Below are 20,844 nucleotides of genomic sequence, written 5' to 3' on the forward strand. Positions count from 1 at the left end.
ACAAAAACGACTGAGATGCCGGTTTGTCAACTATGTCGCGACTGACCTGTCAAGCATGTCGCGACTCATGACAATGGAGCCGACGACGGGAATCGAACCCGCGCCAGCAGCTTGGGAAGCTGCAGTTCTACCATTAAACTACGTCGGCACTGCGCTAAATGCGCTTTCCCTACTATACACCTTGGGCAGGCGATTGAGTAGAATCGGGTCCGTGCTTCTTTCAGATCGTGATATTCGTTCCGCCATTGATTCCGGAGAGCTGGGCATCGACCCCTTTGATAGTGAGCTTATCCAGCCTTCTTCCGTTGACGTGCGCTTGGATAAGTATTTCCGGGTATTCAATAACTCCCGCTATACGCACATTGACCCCAAGGCGGAGATGCCGGAGCTTACCACGTTGGTGGAAGTAGAAGAGGATCAATCCTTCATTCTCCACCCCGGCGAGTTTGTCCTTGGCGCCACGCTGGAGAAATTCACCCTCCCGGCTGACTTGGCCGGACGGTTGGAAGGCAAGTCCTCGCTGGGGCGGCTGGGGCTATTGACCCACTCCACCGCGGGCTTTATCGATCCCGGCTTTTCCGGGCACATCACCCTGGAGCTTTCCAATACCGCGAACCTGCCCATTGCGCTGTGGCCGGGGATGAAGGTGGGCCAGTTGGCCATCTTTAAGATGACCTCGCCGGCGGAAAGCCCCTATGGCACGGGTGCCTTGGGATCGAAGTACCAAGGTCAGCGCGGCCCAACGCCATCAAAGTCTTACCTGAACTTCCGCAGGGATTAATCTGGTATTTACATAAAATCTCTAGGATGAGGTTTTATGCGGATGACTGTTATTGGCACCGGTTACCTGGGTGCCACCCACGCCGCCTGCATGGCGGAATTGGGGCATGAAGTTTTAGGCGTCGATGTAGACGAGGATAAAATCTCCGTCTTGCAATCGGGCAAGGTTCCCTTTTTTGAGCCGCGGCTACCGGAGGTGCTCGAGCGCAATATTGATGCTGGGCGCTTAGGGTTTAGCACGGATTATGACGAGGCTGCGCAATTCGCCAACGTGCACTTTCTCGGCGTGGGAACCCCGCAGCGCCGCGGCTCTTATGCGGCGGATATGACTTACGTTAAGTCCGTTATCACGGACTTGGTGCCCAAGCTGCGCGGGGAGCACGTCATCTTTGGCAAATCCACCGTTCCGGTAGGAACGGCGGCCGAACTACAAGAACTGGCGGATAGTTTGGCGCCCGAGGGAACCCGCGTGGAAATCGCGTGGAACCCGGAATTCTTGCGCGAGGGTTATGCGGTGCACGACACCATCACCCCGGACCGCATCGTGATTGGAACCCGTGAATCGGAATCTCGTGCGGAGGAGCTTGCCCGTGAGATCTACGCGCAGCCGTTAGCGCAGGATACACCCTTCATCGTGACCGATCTGCAGACCGCAGAGCTGGTAAAAGTTTCCGCCAATGCTTTTTTGGCCACCAAGATTTCCTTTATCAATGCGGTCTCTGAGATTTGTGAGATCGCGGGGGCGGATGTGGTGGCGCTGGCGGATGCCATTGGCATAGACAAGCGCATCGGCCGCACGTTCCTCGGCGCGGGCCTGGGCTTTGGCGGTGGTTGCCTGCCTAAGGATATTCGCGCCTTTATGGCGCGCGCCGGTGAGCTCGGCGCCGATCAGGCCCTGACCTTTTTGCGAGAGGTGGACGCGATTAATATGCGGCGGCGCGACCGCATGGTGGACCTGTCTAAAGAAGCCTTCAATGGCTCGCTTTTGGGCCACCGCGTTACCGTGCTGGGCTGTGCTTTTAAGCCCAATTCGGATGATGTACGCGATTCGCCGGCGCTCTCGGTTGCTGGGTCCTTGTCCTTGGCGGGTGCTGCGGTGACCGTCTATGACCCTGAGGGTATGGACAACGCCAAGAAGGTTTTTCCCACCTTGGACTATGCCGCCGATACGGAATCCGCCTTGCGGGAGGCGGAGTTGGTCATCCTGGCCACCGAATGGCAGCAATTTAAGGTTCTGGACCCGAATGAGGCCGGCGAGCTCGTAGATAATAAGCACATTATCGATGGCCGCAATGTGCTCGACGTTGCGGCCTGGTCCAACGCCGGCTGGAAGATACAGGCGCTGGGCCGCACGCTCTAACGGCGGCGCGACGGGACCGTAAACGCGGCAATCAGCGTGGTAATCGGTACTGCTAGGGTCAGTGCCATGGCGCCGACGCCGGAGCGCAGGAGCTCGGTGGCGACGAGATCGCTGCTGAGGATTTGCCCTGCGGGGCGTTCGGCGGCGGTGATGAGCAGGAGTAGGGGCAAGGCGGCGCCGGTATAGGTCAAAATGAGGGTATAGACCATCGAGGCGATGTGGTCGCGGCCGACCCGCATGGCGGATAGGAAAAGCTCGAGCGGTGATGCCGCGGGATCGGATTCGTGCAGCTCGGTGATGGTGGAGGCTTGGGCAATGGCGACATCGGCAAGGCTGCCCAATGCGCCGACGACGAAACCGCACAGCAGCACGCCCAGGATGGACACATTGGGCATATACAGCAGCAGCTTGAGGTTATCTTCGGAGCTATAGCCTTGCAGCTGCGAACTATCGATGGCCGCCCACGCTAGGAACGCGGCGATGGCAAGCGCGGTCAGGGAACCGCCCACCGCGGAGGCGGATTTCCAATTCACGCCGTGGACCAGGGGCACGGCAAGGAGAATGATGGCGGTACAGGCGGCGAGTGCCACCCAGAGGGGATTGGTGCCCGCGATGAGCGCTGGGATGAGGAAGCTAAAGACGATGCCAAGGCTTAGCCCCAAGCCGATGATCGCGCGCACCCCATGCCAGGCCGCGAAAGCGATGATGACAATAGCGATGACCACTCCCCACAGAAGGAGGCTATTGCTGCGCTGATAATCGGCAAAGGCATACGAGACGGACCCGGTGGGATCGGTGGCCTTGGACAGCACGATATTATCGCCCGGCTGCAATTCTGGGTCGCCCGCGTTGCCGTAGGTGACCAATTGGGTCATCTTCCCCTCGTCCTCGTCGGAGGTGATCTTCACCAGCGCCCGGTCACAGTCCACCTCTTCCTTTTCCGGAATCAACGGCGGGGTATCGAAGGCCAGGCCGGTCTGCTCCGATTGGCACGCGGAATGGTCAGTCTTTTCCACTGTTGCCTCAATCTGCGGGTGGTTCAGCGCGTAGGTGGACTCGAACTCCTCCGAGGTGTGCTTCGAGGCGGTACTAGACGGCCAGAGGAAGACGAGGCTTATCAGCATGGCGATGAGCGCCGCGCCGATGGCGGTGACCAGCCCAACGCGCCACGGGTGGCCGGATACCTTCTGCGCCAGCTGACGTGGATGTAGGCGTTCCAACGCCGACTGGCCTGGCGCGTGCCCGCTGGGCTCCGATCGACGCTGCGCTTGCCGATGCCGCGAAGCCGAGCCCGATGCGGAATTAGAAACCGAGGAATGCCGTCCCATACGGTGTATTGTGAACGATTATTACTGCAATTACCAATCGCCTGCTGGGGTGCTATTGGCGGTAGCTCACCAAGAAATTGCCCAAGCGCTCGATGGCGTTTTCCAGTTGGGAAGCCCAGGGCAGCGTGACCACGCGGAAGTGATCCGGGTGCGGCCAGTTGAAACCGGTGCCTTGGACCATGAGGATCTTTTCCGCCTTGAGGATGTCCAACATGAGTTTGGAATCATCGTGAATGTCATAGACATTGGGATCCAAGCGCGGGAAGAGATACAGCGCGCCCTTCGGCTTTACTGCGGAGACACCCGGAATTTCGTTGAGTTTGTCATAGGCGATATTGCGTTGGCGCAGCAATCGTCCCCCGGCCCCAGTGAGCTCGAAGATGGATTGGCGGCCGCCCAGCGCCACTTGGATGGCGTGTTGCGCGGGAACATTCGGGCACAGGCGGGTACCGGCCAACAATTCGAGTCCCTCAATGAGCCCGTGCGCATGATGCTTCGGACCCGTAATGACCATCCAGCCCGCGCGGTAGCCGCATACTCGGTAGGCCTTGGACAGGCCATTAAAGGTAAAGGTCAAGAGATCGGGGGCCAGCGAGGCGATGGAGATATGCTTCGCATCGTCATAAAGGATGCGGTCATAAATCTCATCGGCCAAGATGAGCAGGTTGTGCTCGCGCGCGATATCCACGATTTGTTGCAGGACCTCGCGCGAGTACACCGCACCGGTTGGGTTATTCGGGTTGATGACCACGATGGCCTTGGTCTTTTCGGTGACCTTGGATCTAATATCCTCGATAGACGGATTCCATTCATCTTCCTCATCGCATAGGTAGTGCACTGGTGTGCCACCGGCCAGCGAGGTTGCTGCCGTCCACAGCGGGTAATCCGGCGCCGGGATGAGAATCTCATCGCCATTATTGAGCAACGCCTGGGTGGTCATGGTGATGAGCTCGGATACGCCATTGCCCAAGAAGACATCGTTAATATCAAAAGGTGGGAAGTCCTCGAGCTCATAGCGCGTGACGATGGACCGGCGGGCCGAGCTAATGCCTTTGGACGTGGAATAGCCCTGGGAGGTGGGCAAGGCGCTGATCATATCGCGCATGATGACATCGGGTGCATCGAAGCCAAAGACGGCGGGGTTGCCCGTATTGAGCTTGAGGATGGTGTGGCCATCCAGTTCCATTCTCTCCGCTTCCGCTGAGACCTCACCGCGAATATCGTAAGCGATGCCCTTTAATTTTTCGGACTGGTCAAAGATGCGGGGTTTGGGAGAAGTCATGGCAATATTGTGCCATCTTTCACAGCGTTAAGAAATATTGCAGCGCGCCTCAGCGCTATTTATTATTCCACTTGTTGATTTGCTTCTTCGCCATTTCCATAGCCTGACCAGTAAGTTCACCGGCCTGTTGGCGGCGCTCGGCCCACTTTTTCTTTTCTAATTCTTTTTGGTGCGCCCGCTCGTGTGCCGTCAGCGCACGGATCTCGCGCTGCTGTTGGCGCTCAATCTGCCGCACCGAGGGGGCATGCCACGATTGCGGGCCCACCTTGGCCACGTACAAGAGGATCCACACGATGGGAATGAGCGCTGCGGCTACGGCGCCACCCGCCAGCAACCAGGGGCTATTCATGGTGGCGCTGAGCATGACAAGAGTAGGAGATGCCGCGATCAAAATGATCGAGCTGGTCAGGGCGGTAGCGATGCGGGGCTTCTTCGCGGCATTAACGGCGCGGTCCACATCGCCTTGGGAGTAGATCTTTACCTCTTGCGATCCGGTCGCAGGGATATCGCTGAAAATTGGTGCTAGGTCCTTGTGGGTAACGGCCTGCATGACGCTATCGGAGCGCTCCTCAAACTCGGTCATCGATAAGCGGCCTTCGCCCACTGCGCGGGCTAGATCCGTCAGGGCATCGTTGCGCTCTGAATCAGATAGACGCAGTGTCCGGTCATAGGGGGAGGGTCCGTAGCTATTAGTCACAGTCACCATAATAGACAAGCTGATTCAAAAAGAATATGCCCTGCCGCGGTGGCAGGGCATAGCTTCTAGTGCGGAGTAAAAGATTAGAGTTCTTGGGACTCTTCTTCCTTGTCGTCCTCGTTAGAATCCGATTTCTTCTTTGGGTCGGATTCATCAACCGTCTTGGAGTCTTTCCTTCCCACCAAGTTGGCCAGAAACGGGAAGATGGCAACGGTCAACGCGCCACCTGCAACGAAGATCGAGGCGGTTTCTTGCTTCATCAATTCGGAATTAACCGCCAGCGATGTCACAGCAACGATGATCGGCAGGCCGGTAGCCGTGTACAAACTGACCTGCAGGCGCTCGCGCACCGTTTCAATTTCGGAGCCGGTGTGACCCACATTCTCGCGCAGGAATACCGGCAGGCCGCGGGTAACGAGAATAAGCGCCGGGATGCCCAGTACCTTCCCTGGGTTATTAGCGATGGTATCCCAGTTAATCGTCATACCAGAGACCACGAAGAAGACCGGGATGAGCATGGAGTGGAAGACCACATCGAGGCGGTGCTCCAGCCGGCGATGGAACTCATCCGGAATGATGCGGTTCAAGATGATGCCGGCGGCGAAGGCGCCCAGCACGATGTCTAGTTCAAAGACCGCCGTGACGGCCATGAGGGTGGCAAGGATCAGGATGATAAGGCGCAAAATGGTTTGGTTGGTGGACCCTGCACCGGAGATAAACGCCGCTTTAACCCACGGAATCGTCGTTGCAATGGCCGCCGGCATGATGGCAACAGCCACGGCGATGCCAATGAACGCGAGCATAATCAGCAGCGTGGTCCACGTGGAGCGCGTGCTAAGCAGCAGGGCCATCGCGGTAATGGGGGCGACCTCACCAATAGCACCGTGAATCATGACCGATTTGCCCACTTTGGTCTCGAGCACGCGGTCCTGTTTTAGCATGGGCTGCAGTGTGCCCAGCGCCGTAGACGTTAGCGCCAGCGCCACCACGATAGCGCCCGGGACATTATCGACCAAGAAGTAGGCACCGACACCACAGGCCACGAGGCAGATAAGCCAGGTGGACAGTGCAGTTCCCGCTTCTTTGGTCTTGAGCGTAGAAATCTCGATCTCAAAACCTGCGAGCAAGAAGAGCGCACCAACACCCAGCTCTTTCAGCATGCTGATGCCAGCATCCTCATGGGCGACATCCAAAAGCGATGGGCCGATGACCATGCCAAAGATGATCAAAAGGGCAACGGCCGGCAGCCGGTTGCCCAACATGAACGACACTATCGGCGCCAGTAGCGCCGCAAGCATGATCCAGGCAAAGGAAACGAGGCTAGTGGTGTTTTCCGTCGCACCTGCTGCCAGAACAAAAGTATCCGCAGCCCATCCCACATCTAATTGCATGAATCACAGCGTACGCACTCACCCCTGCACATGCCTACTCGGTATTCGCGTCTTTCGGCGGTGAGGGTGGCTTCGGCGGTTCCGGTGGCTTTGGGGCCTTGGGAGCCTCTGCGCTTTCCGATGACGCCGGTGGTGCCGGCGGAGCGGGCGGCGTGGCCGATGCCGGCGGAGCAGGAGGCGCGGGTGGCGCCGCTGCCTCGGGTTTCTTGTCAGCCTGCGGTGGCTTTGGCGCTGCTGGAACCTGTGGCGCCTTGGCAGCTTGCGGAGCCTTTGGTGGCTGTGGAGCTGCAGGTGGTTGTGGCGTAGTTGGTGCTTGCGAAGCAGCGGGTGGCTGCGGGGCACTAGGCGGTTGGGGTGCCGCGGGTGCCTTCGCATCTGGAGCAGCCGGCGAAGTCGGGGCACCTGGAGCTGCCGGGGCACTTGGTGCTGCCGGAGCCTTCGGAGCCGCCGGGGCGCTAGGTGCCGAAGAAGAACCCGGAGCGGCAGGAGCAGCGGGGGCCTTGGGAGCCTTTGGTGGCGTGGGAGCACCCGGTGGGGTTGGCGCGCTAGGCGCGGAGGGAGCACTCGGTGCGCTGGGTGCCGAAGGGGCCTTGGGGGCAGCCGGGGTAGAAGGAGCCTTTGGCGCGGATGGAGCCGCAGCATTGGGGGCCGCGGGAGTCGTCGGAGCAGAGGGCGCGCTTGGAGCCGCCGGTGCCGAAGGAGCAGAAGGCGCGGCGGGTGGCGTGGTAGCGGTGGGGGTGTTGGTAGAGGAGGGGGCATCGGCAGGCGCGGGTGCCTTGGGGGATTCAGCGGTAGCGGTAGCTGAAGCCGCACGGTGGCGCACTGGGGTGCCCAAAAAGGCCTTGGGGCGGGGTTCTGGAAGGGTGCCCTTGTCATCCAGGGAAATGGAGTTGCGCAGCATGGTGGCCACGTCGTTGACCTGTGTGGTGGGGGTGGACTCGGCGGCCAGAGACTTCACGCCGCCGGTCATCATGACATTGCAGAACGGGCAGCCAGTGGCGATTTCCTCGGCGCCGGTCTCCAGTGCCTGCTCCGTGCGGAACTCATTGATGCGAGAACCCAACTTTTCTTCCATGAACATGCGCGCGCCGCCGGCGCCACAGCAGAAGGCTTCATCGCGGGACTTGTCCATCTCGCGCAGCTCGACGCCCGTGGCCTCGAGAAGCTCGCGTGGTGGATCGAAGACCTTATTGTGCCGGCCTAAGAAGCACGGGTCGTGATAAGTGATGGGCTTGCGGTTTTCTGGGGTGCGCGGAACCGGCTGCAGCAGCTTCTCGCGCACCAGACGGTTGAGTAGCTGCGTGTGGTGGAAGACATCGAAATGCCCGTCGAAGTCCGGGTACTCATTGCGGATGGTATTAAAGCAGTGTGGGCACGTCGTGATGATTTTCCGCTGGCCTTCCGGCACGCCCTCGAAAGCGTTGTTGAGTGTTTCAACGTTTTGTTGCGCCATCATCTGGAACAAAAACTCGTTGCCGGCGCGGCGGGCGGGATCGCCGGTGCAGGTCTCACCAGTAGAAAGCACACCGAATTTCACGCCGGCGGTGTGGAGAAGATCCACGACGGCGCGGGTGGTGCGGCGGCCATTGTCATCATAAGCGCCGGCGCAGCCTACCCAGAGAAGGTATTCCATATCGGAGAAGTCCGCGGCATCCTCGCCAATGATGGGGACCTCGATGCCATCAGCACGCGCCTCATCAATCCAGGCGCGGCGCTCGGAATTATTGCGGCCCCAGGGGTTGCCCTTGGTCTCCATGTTCTTAAATAGGCCGGTAAGCTCCGATGGGAAATCGGATTCTGCCAAAACCTTGAAGCGGCGCAGGTCTGCAATATGGTCAATGTGCTCGATATCGGTGGGGCACTGATCCACGCAGGCACCGCAGTTGGTGCAGGACCACAGGACATCATCGTCGATGACGCCAGCCATCGAGAGCACATCGAGGCCCTCGTGCGGGTTGTAATTATCTAGCGCGCCTTGGCGCAAGTCCATCATGACCTTTTTGGGGCTGAGCGGCTTATCGGTATTCCAGGCCGGGCACAGCTCTTGGCAGCGGCCGCACTCGGTGCACGCGGTTGAATCCAGCAGCATCTTCCAGCTGCCAGGGGTGATGTCTTCTTCCAAGTCCGGGGTGGGCAGGGATTTGAGCGCCTTTTCCCCAGAGGTATTGCGCTGGAAAAAGATATTGAAAAACGCCATGAAGCGGTGCCACATGACACCCCACTGGAATTTGCGGGAAATAAAGAAGATGAAAAGGAGCCCGGATAGCAGCTTGACCAAGGCGAAGAAGCTGACCAGTGCCGGGGATTCGGGCAGTGCCTTAGCTAAGTGAATAGTCAAGAAATCCGCGACTGCGGAACCGCCACCAAAAGCTGCGATTTTGGAGGCTTTGACCAAGAGCATGCTGAGGCCCTCGATGAAAACGATGGCCTCCACCCAGCGGGCCGCTGCCGTTTGGGAGTTGAAAAAGCGGCTGCCGCGCTCGGTATCGCCTAGTTTCAGGCGCACGCCGATGAGGAAGCAGATGCCCAGCACCGTGCCGATGCCAAGTACTTCTTCCACAAAGTGATACACCGGCCAGGTGCTTAAGCCGGGCCACCCTTTATCCGGGGCGAAGGTTTGAATATAGGCCTCAAACCACACCAGGATGCCGAATAAGAAGCCCACCATGACCGCCCAGTGGGCGGCATTGACCAATGGTTTTCCCTTGAAGTGGGTGTGGCCGAAGACCTCTGCCAGCACGCGCCCGAGGCGTTTTACGGGGCTATTGGTGCGCTCTAGTTGGGTTGGCCCGCCCGAGCGGATGAACTTAATGAGCGCGCCTATGCGGGCGAAAAAGTATAGCCACACCGGAATCGATGTGGCTATAGCAATCCAACCGGACACGGTTGTCATTCGTGCTCCTTCACTACTAATGCTCCACGTTGTTATCTACCTTAAGGCCTCAAGGTGCAATCGTGGGAGTCAGTATTCAGTAACTATGAGTGAAGGGGTAAAGGCCTTAGTAGTGGAAACCGCCTTCAGCTTCCGCCTTCTCAAAGGCGCGGGTAGCAATAGGAACCATGCGTGCTTTACGCGGAAGGACGGAGAAGACGCCACGGACGGCGCGGGAGAAGATCTTGAGCTTGCGCTCATCCTTCTTGGTCCACTCCCAGCCAAGCTTGTTGCGCAGCTTGTCCGGAATCATGCCGATAGCAACCCACAACAGCAGGCGGGATGCGTAAGGTGCAATGGGCTTCCACAGCCAGTTGGGCACCTTGGGATCTGGGGTGTCGAGGGTGAGGCCGTTGATGATGCGGGAGCGCTCGATGGTTTCGCTGATATCGAGGGTATCGATCATGTTGTCCACGTACTCTTCAAACTCAGCGTACGTCTTTGGCGCATCGTCGGGCTCTGCAACCTCGTAGAAGGTGTACCAGGTACGGGTCTCCTGGAAGAGCTGCTCGCGCTCCTCTGGGGTCAAAGGATCCATGAAGTTGCCGGCCAGCTGGTACGGCATTGCAGCGAAGGTGGCGTGTGCCCAGTAGTAAACATCCGGGTTCAGCGGGTGGTAGCGGCTTCCATCTGGGTGGGTGCCCTTGATGTCCTTGTGGAAGTCACGAATCATGACGCCAACTTCTGGGCCTTCATAGATCGTGCGGATGATCGGGAAGGCGGAGCGAACCAAGCGTGCAACCTCGTTATCAAAAACGTTGGAGTGCTGCACCAGGGACCGGCTGACGTCACGCTGGGCAATCTGCAAAAGACCAGCAGACAGTGCGACGAATGCGGAGCGCCAGTCACCAAAGCGCTGCCACAGGATGGAATCTGGGCCCAGCTCAGGCAGGTTATCGGTATTGTTATCTGCGGTCTGGGTGTGCTTGTCGTTTACAGTGCTTTCAGGATTGCTCAGAGTAGTCATTATGCCTCCTTAAGGGCAGTAGCGGACTTTTGTTGATTCTGGCGTTCAGACGAGGAGGACTCAGGGGCATAGTTGGATGCTCGCTTGAAATCATGGGCCGGTGCATCGAACCCTGCGAGCACTTCGCGGATTCCGCGTACGGTACCGGGCTGAACCAACCACTTATCGTGCTTGACGGTTAGTTCTCCTGGTCCACGAATCTCGAGCTGGCGGACGTAACGACGGCAGTGATCGGCGCGGGCTTCGATGACAGCCAGTGGGCGACGTTTGAGGTAAGAGTCGCGCGGGGTGGGGCCGTCAACGAAGAGGGCATTAGGCAGCCCAAATACCTCTACACCGTGGTGGAGGTACATGTCGTCGACGCTGGCCTTTGACCGTCCCGGAACGGAAATCCACGGGGATTCCTCACCGGTGGCGCGAATCAACACATCGAAAGCTTGGGTTTCCTGACCAGAATCACCGAGGTAGGAGATTTCCCATTTGCCTTCTGCACGGTCGAATTCGGCACCCGTAACGGCAGTGGAACCACGGAACTCGGCGCCACTGGCAGCAACAGCCTCTTCAAGGTGGCGTACTACAGAAGCTGGCGAGCCATCAGTTTTGGTGAGGCGGAGGTACGGGGTACGGAAGTGGTACTTCCGGGAAACCTCGGTGGCTTCAGCGGAATTGAAGTGGCCGCCGATGTATGGTTCTTGTTCAAAAAGAACGGTGTCGAATCCAGAGAATGCGCATTCAGAAGCCGCGGCGCATCCGGCTACTCCGGCACCAACCACTGCGACAGTCGGTCGGCGGTATGGCTTGAACATACTGTTCCTTTCGAGTTTCACAGGGCGCTTACTGGCCGCTGTGTGTTGTGCAATTTATATTCCCAGAGGACACAATTCGTGAATATGTTGTGATCGTACACACATACCCATTGAATGTGAAGTGAGTTACTGAATTTAAAAGGTGGCTGGTTACGCTGCGCAGTGCTTAGGGGAGGAAGCGCAAGGCTTTTCCTAAGCGCAACGCGGAGCTCAGCAGGGTGCCGTAGTACTTATTGGGAAGCCAATTTGGTCCGCGCATCGGCATGATCCTTTGCGAGGAGATATTCTTTGCTTCCGTATATTTGGTCAATCCCTCGTGGCCATGGCGGCGACCAACGCCAGACTCCTTGACGCCACCCAACGGGGTGGAAATTGAGGCCCACGTGGAGGCGTAGCCGTCATTGATGGTCACGCTGCCTGCATCGATTTTCTCAGCGATGCCTTGCGCGGTTTCGGGTTGGCCGAATACAGAGGAGTTCAGACCGTAGGGCAATTTATTCGCCTGCTCGATGGCCTCTTCGACATCGCGCACGCGTTGCACGTACACCACGGGGCCAAAGACCTCTTGCTCTGCAAGCTCGGTGCCTTCTGCCAAATCAGTGAGAACCGTGGGCTCAAAGTGGTAGGGGCCAATATCCGGGCGGGGCTTGCCGCCGGTAATAACGGTGGCACCCTTATCTACGGCATCGTCGACAAAGTGCTGCACCACATCTAGTTGGTTTTGGCCGATGAGTGAACCCATCGTGTAGTCCCAGTTCAAACCGGAACCAAGTTTGATGGATTCGGTTGCCCGGCGGAATGCGGTAATGAATTGATCGAAGATGGCATCGGGGACGTAGATGCGTTCAATCGACACGCACAGCTGGCCCGAATTGGAAAAGCAAGCGGTAGCGATGGTGTCAATATGCTTGTCGATGTCCGCATCCGGCGCGATGATCATCGGGTTCTTACCACCCAGTTCTGCGGAGTATCCGACGAGGCGCTCGCCTACGGTGGCGCCCAAAATCTTGCCGGTCTTGGTGGAACCGGTAAACATCAGGTAATCGCAGTGTTCGGAGATGGCTGAGCCAACGACTCGACCGGAGCCGGTAACGATCTGCAGCAAATCCTTCGGCAGTCCTGCTTCCTTCAAGAGGTAGAGGGAAATCAGGTTAGAAAACGGGGTGGATCCATCGGGCTTGGCCACAACGCCATTGCCGGCAAGCAGTGCCGCAACGGCATCGGAAATGCCCAATGCTAATGGATAGTTCCACGGGCTGATTTGCCCCACAACGCCCTTAGGAACTCGCTGCAAGTGCGTTTTGGTGATGAGCGGAAATGCGCCCGGCTGCTTCTGGGTGGCCAATAGCTTTGGCGCATTATTTGAGTAATAACGCGCGTTATTTAGTACGTCGAGTACCTCATCAAAGGCGGCCGTGCGGTCCTTGCCGGTTTCCAATTGGATGAAATCCGCAAGCAGCTCGCGGTGTTTAGCCACGAGGTGGTGGAAGCGCTTCATTACCTTTACGCGCTGTTTAACGTCGGTATCGGCCCAGGCCTTTTGGGCCTGACGCGAACGGCGGAAAGCTTCATCTACGTCTTCTTCGGAACCTACTCCAACCCAGCCTAATTCTTCTTCAAATAAGGGGGAGTGGACCGCTTTGCGTTCGCCTTTATCCAGCGAACCGGTGGAGTAGTTAGTGGTGAGATGTTGTAGCTCAGTTAGTAATTGCTGTGGCAAGGGCCGTTCTTGTAGACGGCGTGGTAAAGACATGTAATGCACGCTCCAGAAAGATCAATGAAAAGGTTCGTGAGCTAAAAAGCTCACGAACAATAAGGAAGCCGGTATGTTTTAGAACGGGCAGCCGGCTGCACGGCGTGCGGCTACTGCATCATCGGAATCCGGTTTGTCGGTAGATTCCGCGGTGGCAGCAGAGTCCTTAGCCTGGGTGGCGTTGTAGCCTTGGATCTTCTTCGGCTCCTTGTACTTGCCCTCGATCATCCCGTTCTTGATCATCAAGGAACGACCCGGCTCCATGTAGCGCTTATCCTCTGGGAGGTGGTCCATGATGAAGCGAACGGACTTAGCGATGCGGTCGAAGCGCTTCTGGTCGCGCTTGGTCCACTTCAGCTCCAAGATGTCGCGGTACTTCTGCGGCAGGGTAGCCACAGTCAACCAGATGGCGCTGCGCATAATGGGCTTCCAGATAACCTTCCATACGGCCTCTGGAACGCCTTCCGGAGCCTTGACCGGCTCTACGCGTGCGGTGCGCAGTGCGAAGTCAACGGTCTCGTTGCGCTCAAGCACGGTGTCTGCCATCTCATCCATGTACTTGATCAAGTCATCGTAGTTATCAATGACCGGGCGCTCAGACATGCCGTACTTATCCCACCAAGTCACGCCCTCGCGAACGATTTGGTCGCGCTCTTCCTTGGTGAACGGGGTACCGAAGAGCTCTTGGGCGTAGATAACGCGGTAGACGAAGGTAGCGTGTGCCCAGTAGTAAGTCTCTGGGTTCAAGGAGTGGTAACGCTCGCCATTTTGCAGCGTGCCCTTAATAGTGACGTGGTAGTCGCGAATGCGCTCACCGATGTCCCCATCATCGTAGATGGACTCAATAATCTGCGGCGTAGAGCGCTGCAGGCGGGCGAAAGGTTCGTCGAAGAACTTCGAGTGGTCCAAAAGGGACTGACCAATCGCGGGGTGCATATTCTGCAAAATGCCGGTGTAGCCACGCAGCAGCTGCAGGCGGTTATCCGAGCCCCACTTCCACAACAGGGAATCCGGTCCCAAAGGAGCGCGGCGCAGTTCGCGCTTTTCTTCCTTCTTGTCCTGAGCGTTTACTTCTTCTGCACCGGACTGAGGGGAATCAATGTGGGTATTTTCTTCGTTTGCCTGTGTATTTTCGGGTTTCAGTGAGTTGGACAATTCGACCCTCCTTAGTCGATAAAATCTGTTGATTGTGTAGCGTAACACACACCGGTGCACACCTATTACATGGCGCACAAATTTGGGGGTGCAACTTTGTGCGCTGCAGGTTTAGTGGGGGGATTGGAAGTTGACAACGGCAGGGGGTGCGATAGTCTTCATTAAACATATGATCTGGACTACACCGTTGCGGGCGTATTTAATTGCACCCCTTTTTGTGTGATGTGTCTCAGGTAGTGTTAACGTGTGTTCAAGCTCATTTAATCAGTGGATTGCGTAGGTCTATTACTCATCCTCGGCCTGTAAATCTCTGGCCGCGGTAAAGAGTGGGCTGAAAAATTCACCGTAGACGGGGGATGCCGCTAAAACAGGCAGGGACCCCGCCTTTTCAATTCCACAGAAAGGTTCCTTCATGGGCAGGATTAGTATTCCAAAGTTTGCAACCGCACTGACTGCCGGGCTTGCAGCTTTTGGTGTAACAGGTTTTGCGGTAGCCCAAGGCGGCTTGACCGCTAATATCGCACTTTCAGGAACCTTCTTTAAGGTGAACATGAGCCACCTGGAGGGCGAAGGACTGTCGATCTTCGTTGATAGGGACAAGATGGGAGAAGAAACCATCCCCGCCGCGCGCTTGAAGTTTGAGCACGCCGTGGCTTCCAACTTGTGCCTGTCCGCCAACCTTCCTGATGTCCCAGGGATTGGCGAGACCACCTTCGCCCTCCGTGCGAATGGTGATGACAGTGTGGAGGTAGAGAACCTCTTGGTTGGTGCTACCGACATTAAGGGTCAGCTGGATCTGACGAATGCCAACGTGGGTATTGATGCCAGCCAGGTCAATGACAAGGCTGATCCAGGTTCGTGGGGATTGTACGCGCAGAAGGTGACCCTGAGCGCGGATGATATTCGCACGACCTCGGTGGGAGCAGAAAGGCTCGCTGCCTCTGGTGTGAATGTGACGGTGAAGAGGGGAAGCAACAACAATGGCTGCTAAGTCTTCTGATGATGAGACTTTGCGCATGCCTGCGGTGAACGAAACCGGTACCGATAACGGCGAAGCTGCACGCAGCGCCCAAGATTCTTCCCAAGAGCCGGCCGGACATGCCGCTGGCGAGGCCGCCGCTGGCACCGATCACACTAGTGCTGCGGAGACGAAGGCCGACGGCACCGCTGATGCTGGTGCTGAAGCAACGGCTGCGGCGGAAAGCGATGGAGAGAACTCATCGCAGTCGGTAGCGGATGCGGTAAAAAGTGCTAATGAACCGCAGGATTCCGCAGCGAATAACAAAAATGACAAAGCCGTCACCCGAGTGGCCCCTAAAGAAAGCTGGTGGCAGCGGTTTAAACACTGGCGCAAGCGTCGTCCGTTCGCGGGTGGTTTGTTGCTTATCTTGTCCGGCATCGCCATCGCAGCGCCGGCTTATATTACTGTGCGCATTTCTGATCTGCTGGTCATGATTTCCACGGTGTCTGGCGTTTCGACGCTTCTTATTGGTGCGGCACTAATCATGTTCGGCTTTGGATCTTGGTTTAGGCAGGAGACATCGTCTTACCTGGGTGTTTTAGCCATCTTGGTAGCAATCATCGCGCTTCCCACCACAAACCTGGGCGGCTTCGTGATTGGTAGCCTTTTGGGCATTATCGGTGGTGCGCTCGCATTTGCCTGGCAGCCACAGGAGCGCCAGAAGTCTCCTAAGAAGCACAAGAAGAAGAAAAAGTCCCAGGCCAAAGAACTGGCGGTTTCAGCATGAAGCTATTCAGGCTGAGCTCACTACCGCGTCGTCGCTCTGCTCGTGTGGTAAAAGGTAGTGCGCTCGCAGTGCTCTGCGCTTTTACAGCGGTGTGTGCGGTGAACCAACCTGAGGAAACCCGTGCGCAGGAAGGCTTGGCCTTAGCGCAATCTGAACTCAGCACGGTGACTGCTGATAATGTCACCCTGACTGGGAACGTAAGCGCCTCGCTTATCACTGTGCCTACCGCACAGGGTGAGCAACGAGCGCTGAAACTCGTAGGTGACAAGTTGGCCGCGCGAAACCTGGCGTTGACCCTGCCCGCAGCTATGGGACAAGGCAAGCTAACCACTGGTGACGTGGAAACCACCGTCACGGACGGGCCGGTCACCGTCCTGACCACTGGACTGCAGACAACACCCGCGGTGGTGGATCACCCCACCATCCCGGTAAACGTCGATTTATCCAACGGCGATCTCAACGCGGTGCTTGATCAATTGGGCGTTCCTGACCCGCACGTGGTGCCCGATGCTCCTATCCCGAACGTTCTGATGGAGCACATTTCGCTGCAAGATGTCACCATGGAGCTGGTCAACCTGCAGGGCGCTAATTTGCACGCCCCGCAAGTCCAGCTCAACGTGAAGTAACCACGCTGCAGCTTCCCTTTAAGCCTTGTTGAACTGCGATTGGTGCAGGCGCCAATAAGAGCCTTGGGCGCGCAGTAGTTCTTCGTGCGAGCCTTGCTCGACGATGCCCCCGTTTTCCATCACCAAGATCAGATCAGCATCCCGGATGGTGGACAAGCGGTGGGCAATGACGAAGGAGGTGCGCTCAGCGCGCAGGGCATTCATGGCGTCTTGGACGAGTACCTCGGTGCGGGTATCCACGGACGAGGTCGCCTCATCCAAGATGAGCAATGCGGGCTGGGCCAAAAAGGCGCGAGCGATGGTAATCAGCTGGCGCTCACCGGCGGAGATGGCGCCGCCATCTTGGTCGATGACGGTGTCATACCCCTCCGGCAGGGAGTGCACGAAGCGATCCACGTAGGTGGCTTTGGCCGCGGCGATGACCTCATCGTCCGTGGCATCAAGCCGGCCGTAGCGGATATTGTCCATGATGGTGCCCTCAAAGAGGACGGCATCTTGTAGCACCATGCCCACCTGGGAGCGCAGGGCGGTGCGGGGCATGTGGGCGGTATCGTGGCCATCGATAAGAATGCGCCCAGAATCGATGTCATAAAAGCGCATGAGCAGGTTGACCATGGTGGTCTTGCCCGCGCCGGTAGGGCCCACGATCGCCGCGGTTTGCCCCGGCTCCACGCGCAGGTTGAGCCCGGTAATAAGTTCCTTCTCCGGCGAATAGGAAAAGTCAACGTCCTGAAACTCCACGCGGCCGCGGGCTCGGCCGGCTAGCTCATCGCTGGTGTTCTCCAACGTTTGCTCTTCGGCGTCGAGGAACTCGAAGACGCGCTCGGCAGAGGCCACGCCGGATTGCACCTGTTGCATCATGCCGCCCAATTGGCCCAACGGCTGGTTAAATTCGCGGGAGTACTGGATAAAGGCGGTGACCTGGCCCAGGGTCATCTGCCCGTTGGCCACGCGCAGGCCGCCGAGGACGGCGATGGCCACATAAGACAAGTAGGACACGAATTGCATGATGGGCATCATGATGCCGGAGAGGAATTGCGCCAGCGCGGAGGAGCGGAAGAGTTCGTCATTGCGCTCATCAAATTGGCGCGTCATATCCTCAGTGCGGCCAAAGACGACGCCCAGATCACGGCCGGAGAAGGACTCCTCCACCTGCCCATTGAGCTGGCCGGTAGCGCGCCACTGGGTTTTGAATTGGCGTTGCGAGCGTCCGCCAATGACCCCGATGATCAGCGCGGTCAGCGGCAGCGCCAAGAGTGCCACCAGGGCAAGCTGCCAAGAGATGCTAAACATCATCACGGTGATGCCCAGGATCATCAGGATATTATAAAACAGCTGGGAGAGTGCCTGTTGGAGGGCCTGTTGCACATTGTCGATGTCATTGGTGGTGCGCGAGAGGATATCGCCGCGCTGGTGGGAATCGAAGTAATTCAACGGCAGCGCATGCACCTTGGCCTCTACGCGCTGGCGCAGCTCGTAGACCGTGTCGACGGTCAGGCGGTTTAAGATGAGCCCTTGCCAGAGCTCGAAGGCGGCAGAGACGATGTACATCGCGATCACCGCGATGATAAGCGTGCCCAAGCGGGTAAAGTCGATGCCCTCGCCGGGAGTGAAGTCCATGCCGGAGGCCATATCGGCCACCTGATCCTGGCCCTGGGCGCGCATGCCGTCGATGGCTTGCTGCGCCGAGATACCAGATGGCAGCTCGCGGGAGATAACGCCGGAGAAGATGACGTCCATGGCATCGCCCAAGACCTTGGGTGCGAAGACCGCGAGGAAGACGCAGACTATGTTCATCGCCGCCACTACCGCTAGCAGCCGCTTATAGGGCATGAGAAGTAGTAGCAAGCGTTTAGCAGAGGGCCAGAAATTCTTGGCCTGGCGGGGCGCGGAACCGGACCATTCATCGGCGGCGACCTTGGCCTCAAGCTCCTGGAGCTCGGCGTCCTCAGCGGAGGAGTTGTGTGTGGTGTCCTTGGCCATTAGTGCTCTCCTCCAGCTACTCCGGCGGTTTCTTGGGATTCAACGATTTCCTGGTACACGCCCGAGGATTTCAGTAACTCAGTGTGGGTGCCGCGGGCGACAATCCGTCCTTTATCGATGACCAAAATCTGATCGGCATCCTGGATGGAGGCCACGCGCTGGGCGACGATGATGGTGGTGACGTCCTCGCCGCGCTCGGCAAAAGACTTGTGCATGGCGGCGCGCACGTTGGCATCCGTAACCACATCCAGCGCGGAGAAAGAATCATCGAAGAGATAAATGCGCGGCTGGGCTACGAGCATGCGGGCGATGGATAGGCGCTGGCGCTGCCCGCCCGATACATTGGTACCGCCTTGCGCGATGGGCATGTCCAAGTCATCGACGAAGTCCGCCTGCGCCACGCGAAGCGCCTCCCATAATTCATCATCGGTGGCCTCGGGGTGGCCCAACCGCAGATTGGAGGCCACCGTGCCACTAAAGAGGTAGGCCTTTTGCGGCACGAGCGAAACACGGCTGACGATGTCCGGGCGGGAGAGGGAGGTTGTGGGGGTGGCATCGATAAGCACCTCGCCCTCGCTTGGGACGTACAGGCGCGGGATGAGGGAAAGCAGCGTAGTCTTGCCCGCGCCGGTAGAACCGATGATCGCGGTGGTGGTGCCGGGAGTGGCGGTAAAGGAAATATCCTCTAGCACTGGGGCATCCGCCCCGGCATAGGAGAAGCTGACATTGCGAAATTCCACCGTGCCGGAATTGGTCGCCGGGGTGACGGTATCTTTCGGCGGGGTAATGGACGGCTCGTGGCTTAAGACGCCGGTGATGCGGCGGGCACACACGAGGGCGCGCGGAAGCATCATCGCCATAAACGTGCCCATCATGACCGCGGCGAGGATTTGCAGCAGGTACTGCAGGAAAGCGGTGAGCCCGCCGACATCGACAAGCCCGGCATCCACGCGCTGGCCGCCAAACCACAGCACTGCGCCCGTGGCCACGTTCAAAATGACGGTGATAATCGGGAACATGAGGACAAAAAGCTGGCCGATTTTCAGCGAAAGCTGGGTAATGTCCTTATTGGCCTTGGTAAAACGCTCAGTTTCATAAGCCTCGCGCACAAAGGCGCGCACGACGCGGATGCCGGTGATTTGCTCGCGCAAGGTGCCGTTGATGGTGTCCAATTTGTCCTGCATAGAACGAAAAAGCGGCATAAGCCGCGCGATGAGGACGGAGATGGTGCCAAGCAGAACCGCGACAGAAACCCAGACCAACCAGGACAGTCCGGCGTCCTCGCGGATGGCCATGATGATGCCGCCTATGGACATAATGGGTGCTGTGACCATGAAGTTCAGCATCATCATGTAGACCATCTGCACCTGCTGCACGTCATTGGTGCCGCGGGTAATAAGCGTGGGCGTGCCGAACTCGCTCATATCTTCTGCGGAGAAGCTGGTGACCTTGCGGAAGACCTCGCTGCGCAAATCCCGCCCCACGCCCATGGCGGTGCGGCTGCCGAACCACACCGCGCCGATGGCGGTAATGACCTGGACAAAGGCTACGATGAGCATGATTCCGCCGGTGCGCCAGATATAGTCGATATCGCCCTTGGACACGCCTTCATCAATGATCTTGGCGTTCAAGGAGGGCAGATACAGGGTCGCTGCGGTGGACAGCGCTTGCAGGATAAGTACCGCTATGACGTAGAGCGTATAAGGCTCCGAGCGGGTGAAGAGGATTCGGACTAGATCCATAAACCTGCGCTTCTTTCGGGGTTGATAGGGGTTAGCCGCGCAAGTATATCTGGATAGCGCACGCGGGGCGAACGATATTTATTTTTGGTACCTGCCCGTTCGGTACCTGCCCGCAAGGCCGAATCTAGACTAGGACGTGTGCCAGCTGTGCCTGAGCGATGACGCTGGTCCAGTCCTCAAAATCCGTGATTGGCGTGCACAGCCCCTCCCACGTGGTGTGAACTGCTCCCCATTAGTTGGACTGAGAAATCAGTTACCGACTAGTAGGGAGTAGTTTTCTTTGAGAGCACGAAG

Annotated in this window: 17 protein-coding genes and 1 tRNA gene; 5 read left to right on the forward strand and 13 right to left on the reverse strand. The window is 58.0% G+C overall.

Features of this window, described 5'->3' with window-relative positions:
- Positions 1 to 74: 74 nt before the first annotated feature.
- Positions 75 to 148, reverse strand: a tRNA-Gly gene (locus tag ABRP66_RS10730).
- Between the two features lie 63 nt (positions 149 to 211).
- On the opposite strand from ABRP66_RS10730, the gene dcd reads away from it, so the two are divergent.
- A complete protein-coding gene (gene dcd / locus ABRP66_RS10735; RefSeq protein WP_284630788.1) occupies positions 212 to 781 on the forward strand; it encodes a dCTP deaminase in 570 nt (189 codons plus the stop codon).
- 36 nt (positions 782 to 817) lie between these two features.
- Positions 818 to 2,140, forward strand: coding sequence for a UDP-glucose dehydrogenase family protein (locus tag ABRP66_RS10740; RefSeq protein WP_284770396.1), 1,323 nt, complete (start codon positions 818 to 820; stop codon positions 2,138 to 2,140).
- Here ABRP66_RS10740 and ABRP66_RS10745 read toward each other — a convergent pair.
- The 10 genes from ABRP66_RS10745 to ABRP66_RS10790 form a co-directional block, all read right to left on the reverse strand.
- Positions 2,137 to 3,297 (reverse strand): YibE/F family protein, encoded by a 1,161-nt coding sequence (locus ABRP66_RS10745; protein ID WP_410757615.1) that lies wholly within the window; start codon positions 3,295 to 3,297, stop codon positions 2,137 to 2,139. The two genes, ABRP66_RS10740 and ABRP66_RS10745, sit on opposite strands and share 4 nt — an antisense overlap.
- 223 nt (positions 3,298 to 3,520) lie before the next feature.
- Positions 3,521 to 4,750: a pyridoxal phosphate-dependent aminotransferase gene (locus tag ABRP66_RS10750; protein ID WP_284796897.1), complete on the reverse strand. Its 1,230-nt coding sequence runs from the start codon at positions 4,748 to 4,750 to the stop codon at positions 3,521 to 3,523.
- A gap of 55 nt (positions 4,751 to 4,805) precedes the next feature.
- On the reverse strand, positions 4,806 to 5,456 hold the full coding sequence (locus ABRP66_RS10755; RefSeq protein WP_284770398.1) for a DUF1707 SHOCT-like domain-containing protein: 651 nt from the start codon (positions 5,454 to 5,456) through the stop codon (positions 4,806 to 4,808).
- Between the two features lie 74 nt (positions 5,457 to 5,530).
- Positions 5,531 to 6,838 carry a cation:proton antiporter gene (locus ABRP66_RS10760; RefSeq protein ID WP_284770399.1) on the reverse strand — a complete coding sequence of 436 codons (1,308 nt, stop codon included), beginning with the start codon at positions 6,836 to 6,838 and terminating at the stop codon, positions 5,531 to 5,533.
- Between the two features lie 34 nt (positions 6,839 to 6,872).
- Positions 6,873 to 9,731: a (Fe-S)-binding protein gene (locus ABRP66_RS10765; protein WP_284783108.1), complete on the reverse strand. Its 2,859-nt coding sequence runs from the start codon at positions 9,729 to 9,731 to the stop codon at positions 6,873 to 6,875.
- Between the two features lie 106 nt (positions 9,732 to 9,837).
- Entirely contained in the window at positions 9,838 to 10,737 is a 900-nt protein-coding gene (locus ABRP66_RS10770) for an oxygenase MpaB family protein (RefSeq protein WP_284770401.1), read from the reverse strand.
- The gene (locus tag ABRP66_RS10775) at positions 10,737 to 11,543 is read right to left on the reverse strand and encodes an NAD(P)-binding protein (RefSeq protein ID WP_284770402.1); all 807 of its coding nucleotides are present in this window, start codon (positions 11,541 to 11,543) and stop codon (positions 10,737 to 10,739) included. The genes ABRP66_RS10770 and ABRP66_RS10775 overlap by 1 nt, the downstream gene beginning before the upstream one ends.
- Positions 11,544 to 11,709: 166 nt before the next feature.
- Positions 11,710 to 13,296 carry a succinic semialdehyde dehydrogenase gene (locus ABRP66_RS10780; protein ID WP_284783107.1) on the reverse strand — a complete coding sequence of 529 codons (1,587 nt, stop codon included), beginning with the start codon at positions 13,294 to 13,296 and terminating at the stop codon, positions 11,710 to 11,712.
- Between the two features lie 78 nt (positions 13,297 to 13,374).
- Entirely contained in the window at positions 13,375 to 14,451 is a 1,077-nt protein-coding gene (locus ABRP66_RS10785) for an oxygenase MpaB family protein (RefSeq protein ID WP_284770404.1), read from the reverse strand.
- 285 nt (positions 14,452 to 14,736) lie between these two features.
- On the reverse strand, positions 14,737 to 15,003 hold the full coding sequence (locus ABRP66_RS10790; protein ID WP_284783105.1) for a hypothetical protein: 267 nt from the start codon (positions 15,001 to 15,003) through the stop codon (positions 14,737 to 14,739).
- Between ABRP66_RS10790 and ABRP66_RS10795 the strand changes: the two genes are divergently transcribed.
- The 3 genes from ABRP66_RS10795 (at position 15,002) to ABRP66_RS10805 (ending at position 16,825) form a co-directional block, all read left to right on the forward strand.
- Positions 15,002 to 15,442 carry a DUF6230 family protein gene (locus tag ABRP66_RS10795; protein ID WP_284783104.1) on the forward strand — a complete coding sequence of 147 codons (441 nt, stop codon included), beginning with the start codon at positions 15,002 to 15,004 and terminating at the stop codon, positions 15,440 to 15,442. The two genes, ABRP66_RS10790 and ABRP66_RS10795, sit on opposite strands and share 2 nt — an antisense overlap.
- Positions 15,432 to 16,199 (forward strand): DUF6114 domain-containing protein, encoded by a 768-nt coding sequence (locus tag ABRP66_RS10800; protein WP_284770406.1) that lies wholly within the window; start codon positions 15,432 to 15,434, stop codon positions 16,197 to 16,199. The genes ABRP66_RS10795 and ABRP66_RS10800 overlap by 11 nt, the downstream gene beginning before the upstream one ends.
- A gap of 98 nt (positions 16,200 to 16,297) precedes the next feature.
- Positions 16,298 to 16,825, forward strand: a complete 528-nt coding sequence (locus ABRP66_RS10805) for a hypothetical protein (RefSeq protein WP_284770407.1) — start codon at positions 16,298 to 16,300, stop codon at positions 16,823 to 16,825.
- Between the two features lie 18 nt (positions 16,826 to 16,843).
- On the opposite strand, the gene ABRP66_RS10810 is transcribed toward ABRP66_RS10805, so the two are convergent.
- Both ABRP66_RS10810 and ABRP66_RS10815 read right to left on the reverse strand, forming a co-directional pair.
- On the reverse strand, positions 16,844 to 18,808 hold the full coding sequence (locus ABRP66_RS10810) for an ABC transporter ATP-binding protein (RefSeq protein ID WP_284785721.1): 1,965 nt from the start codon (positions 18,806 to 18,808) through the stop codon (positions 16,844 to 16,846).
- Positions 18,808 to 20,550 (reverse strand): ABC transporter ATP-binding protein, encoded by a 1,743-nt coding sequence (locus ABRP66_RS10815; RefSeq protein ID WP_349838671.1) that lies wholly within the window; start codon positions 20,548 to 20,550, stop codon positions 18,808 to 18,810. The genes ABRP66_RS10810 and ABRP66_RS10815 overlap by 1 nt, the downstream gene beginning before the upstream one ends.
- Between the last annotated feature and the right edge of the window lie 294 nt (positions 20,551 to 20,844).

The organism is Corynebacterium sp. KPL2680 (genome assembly GCF_040225675.1).
GTDB classification, from domain to species: Bacteria; Actinomycetota; Actinomycetes; order Mycobacteriales; family Mycobacteriaceae; genus Corynebacterium; species Corynebacterium rhinophilum.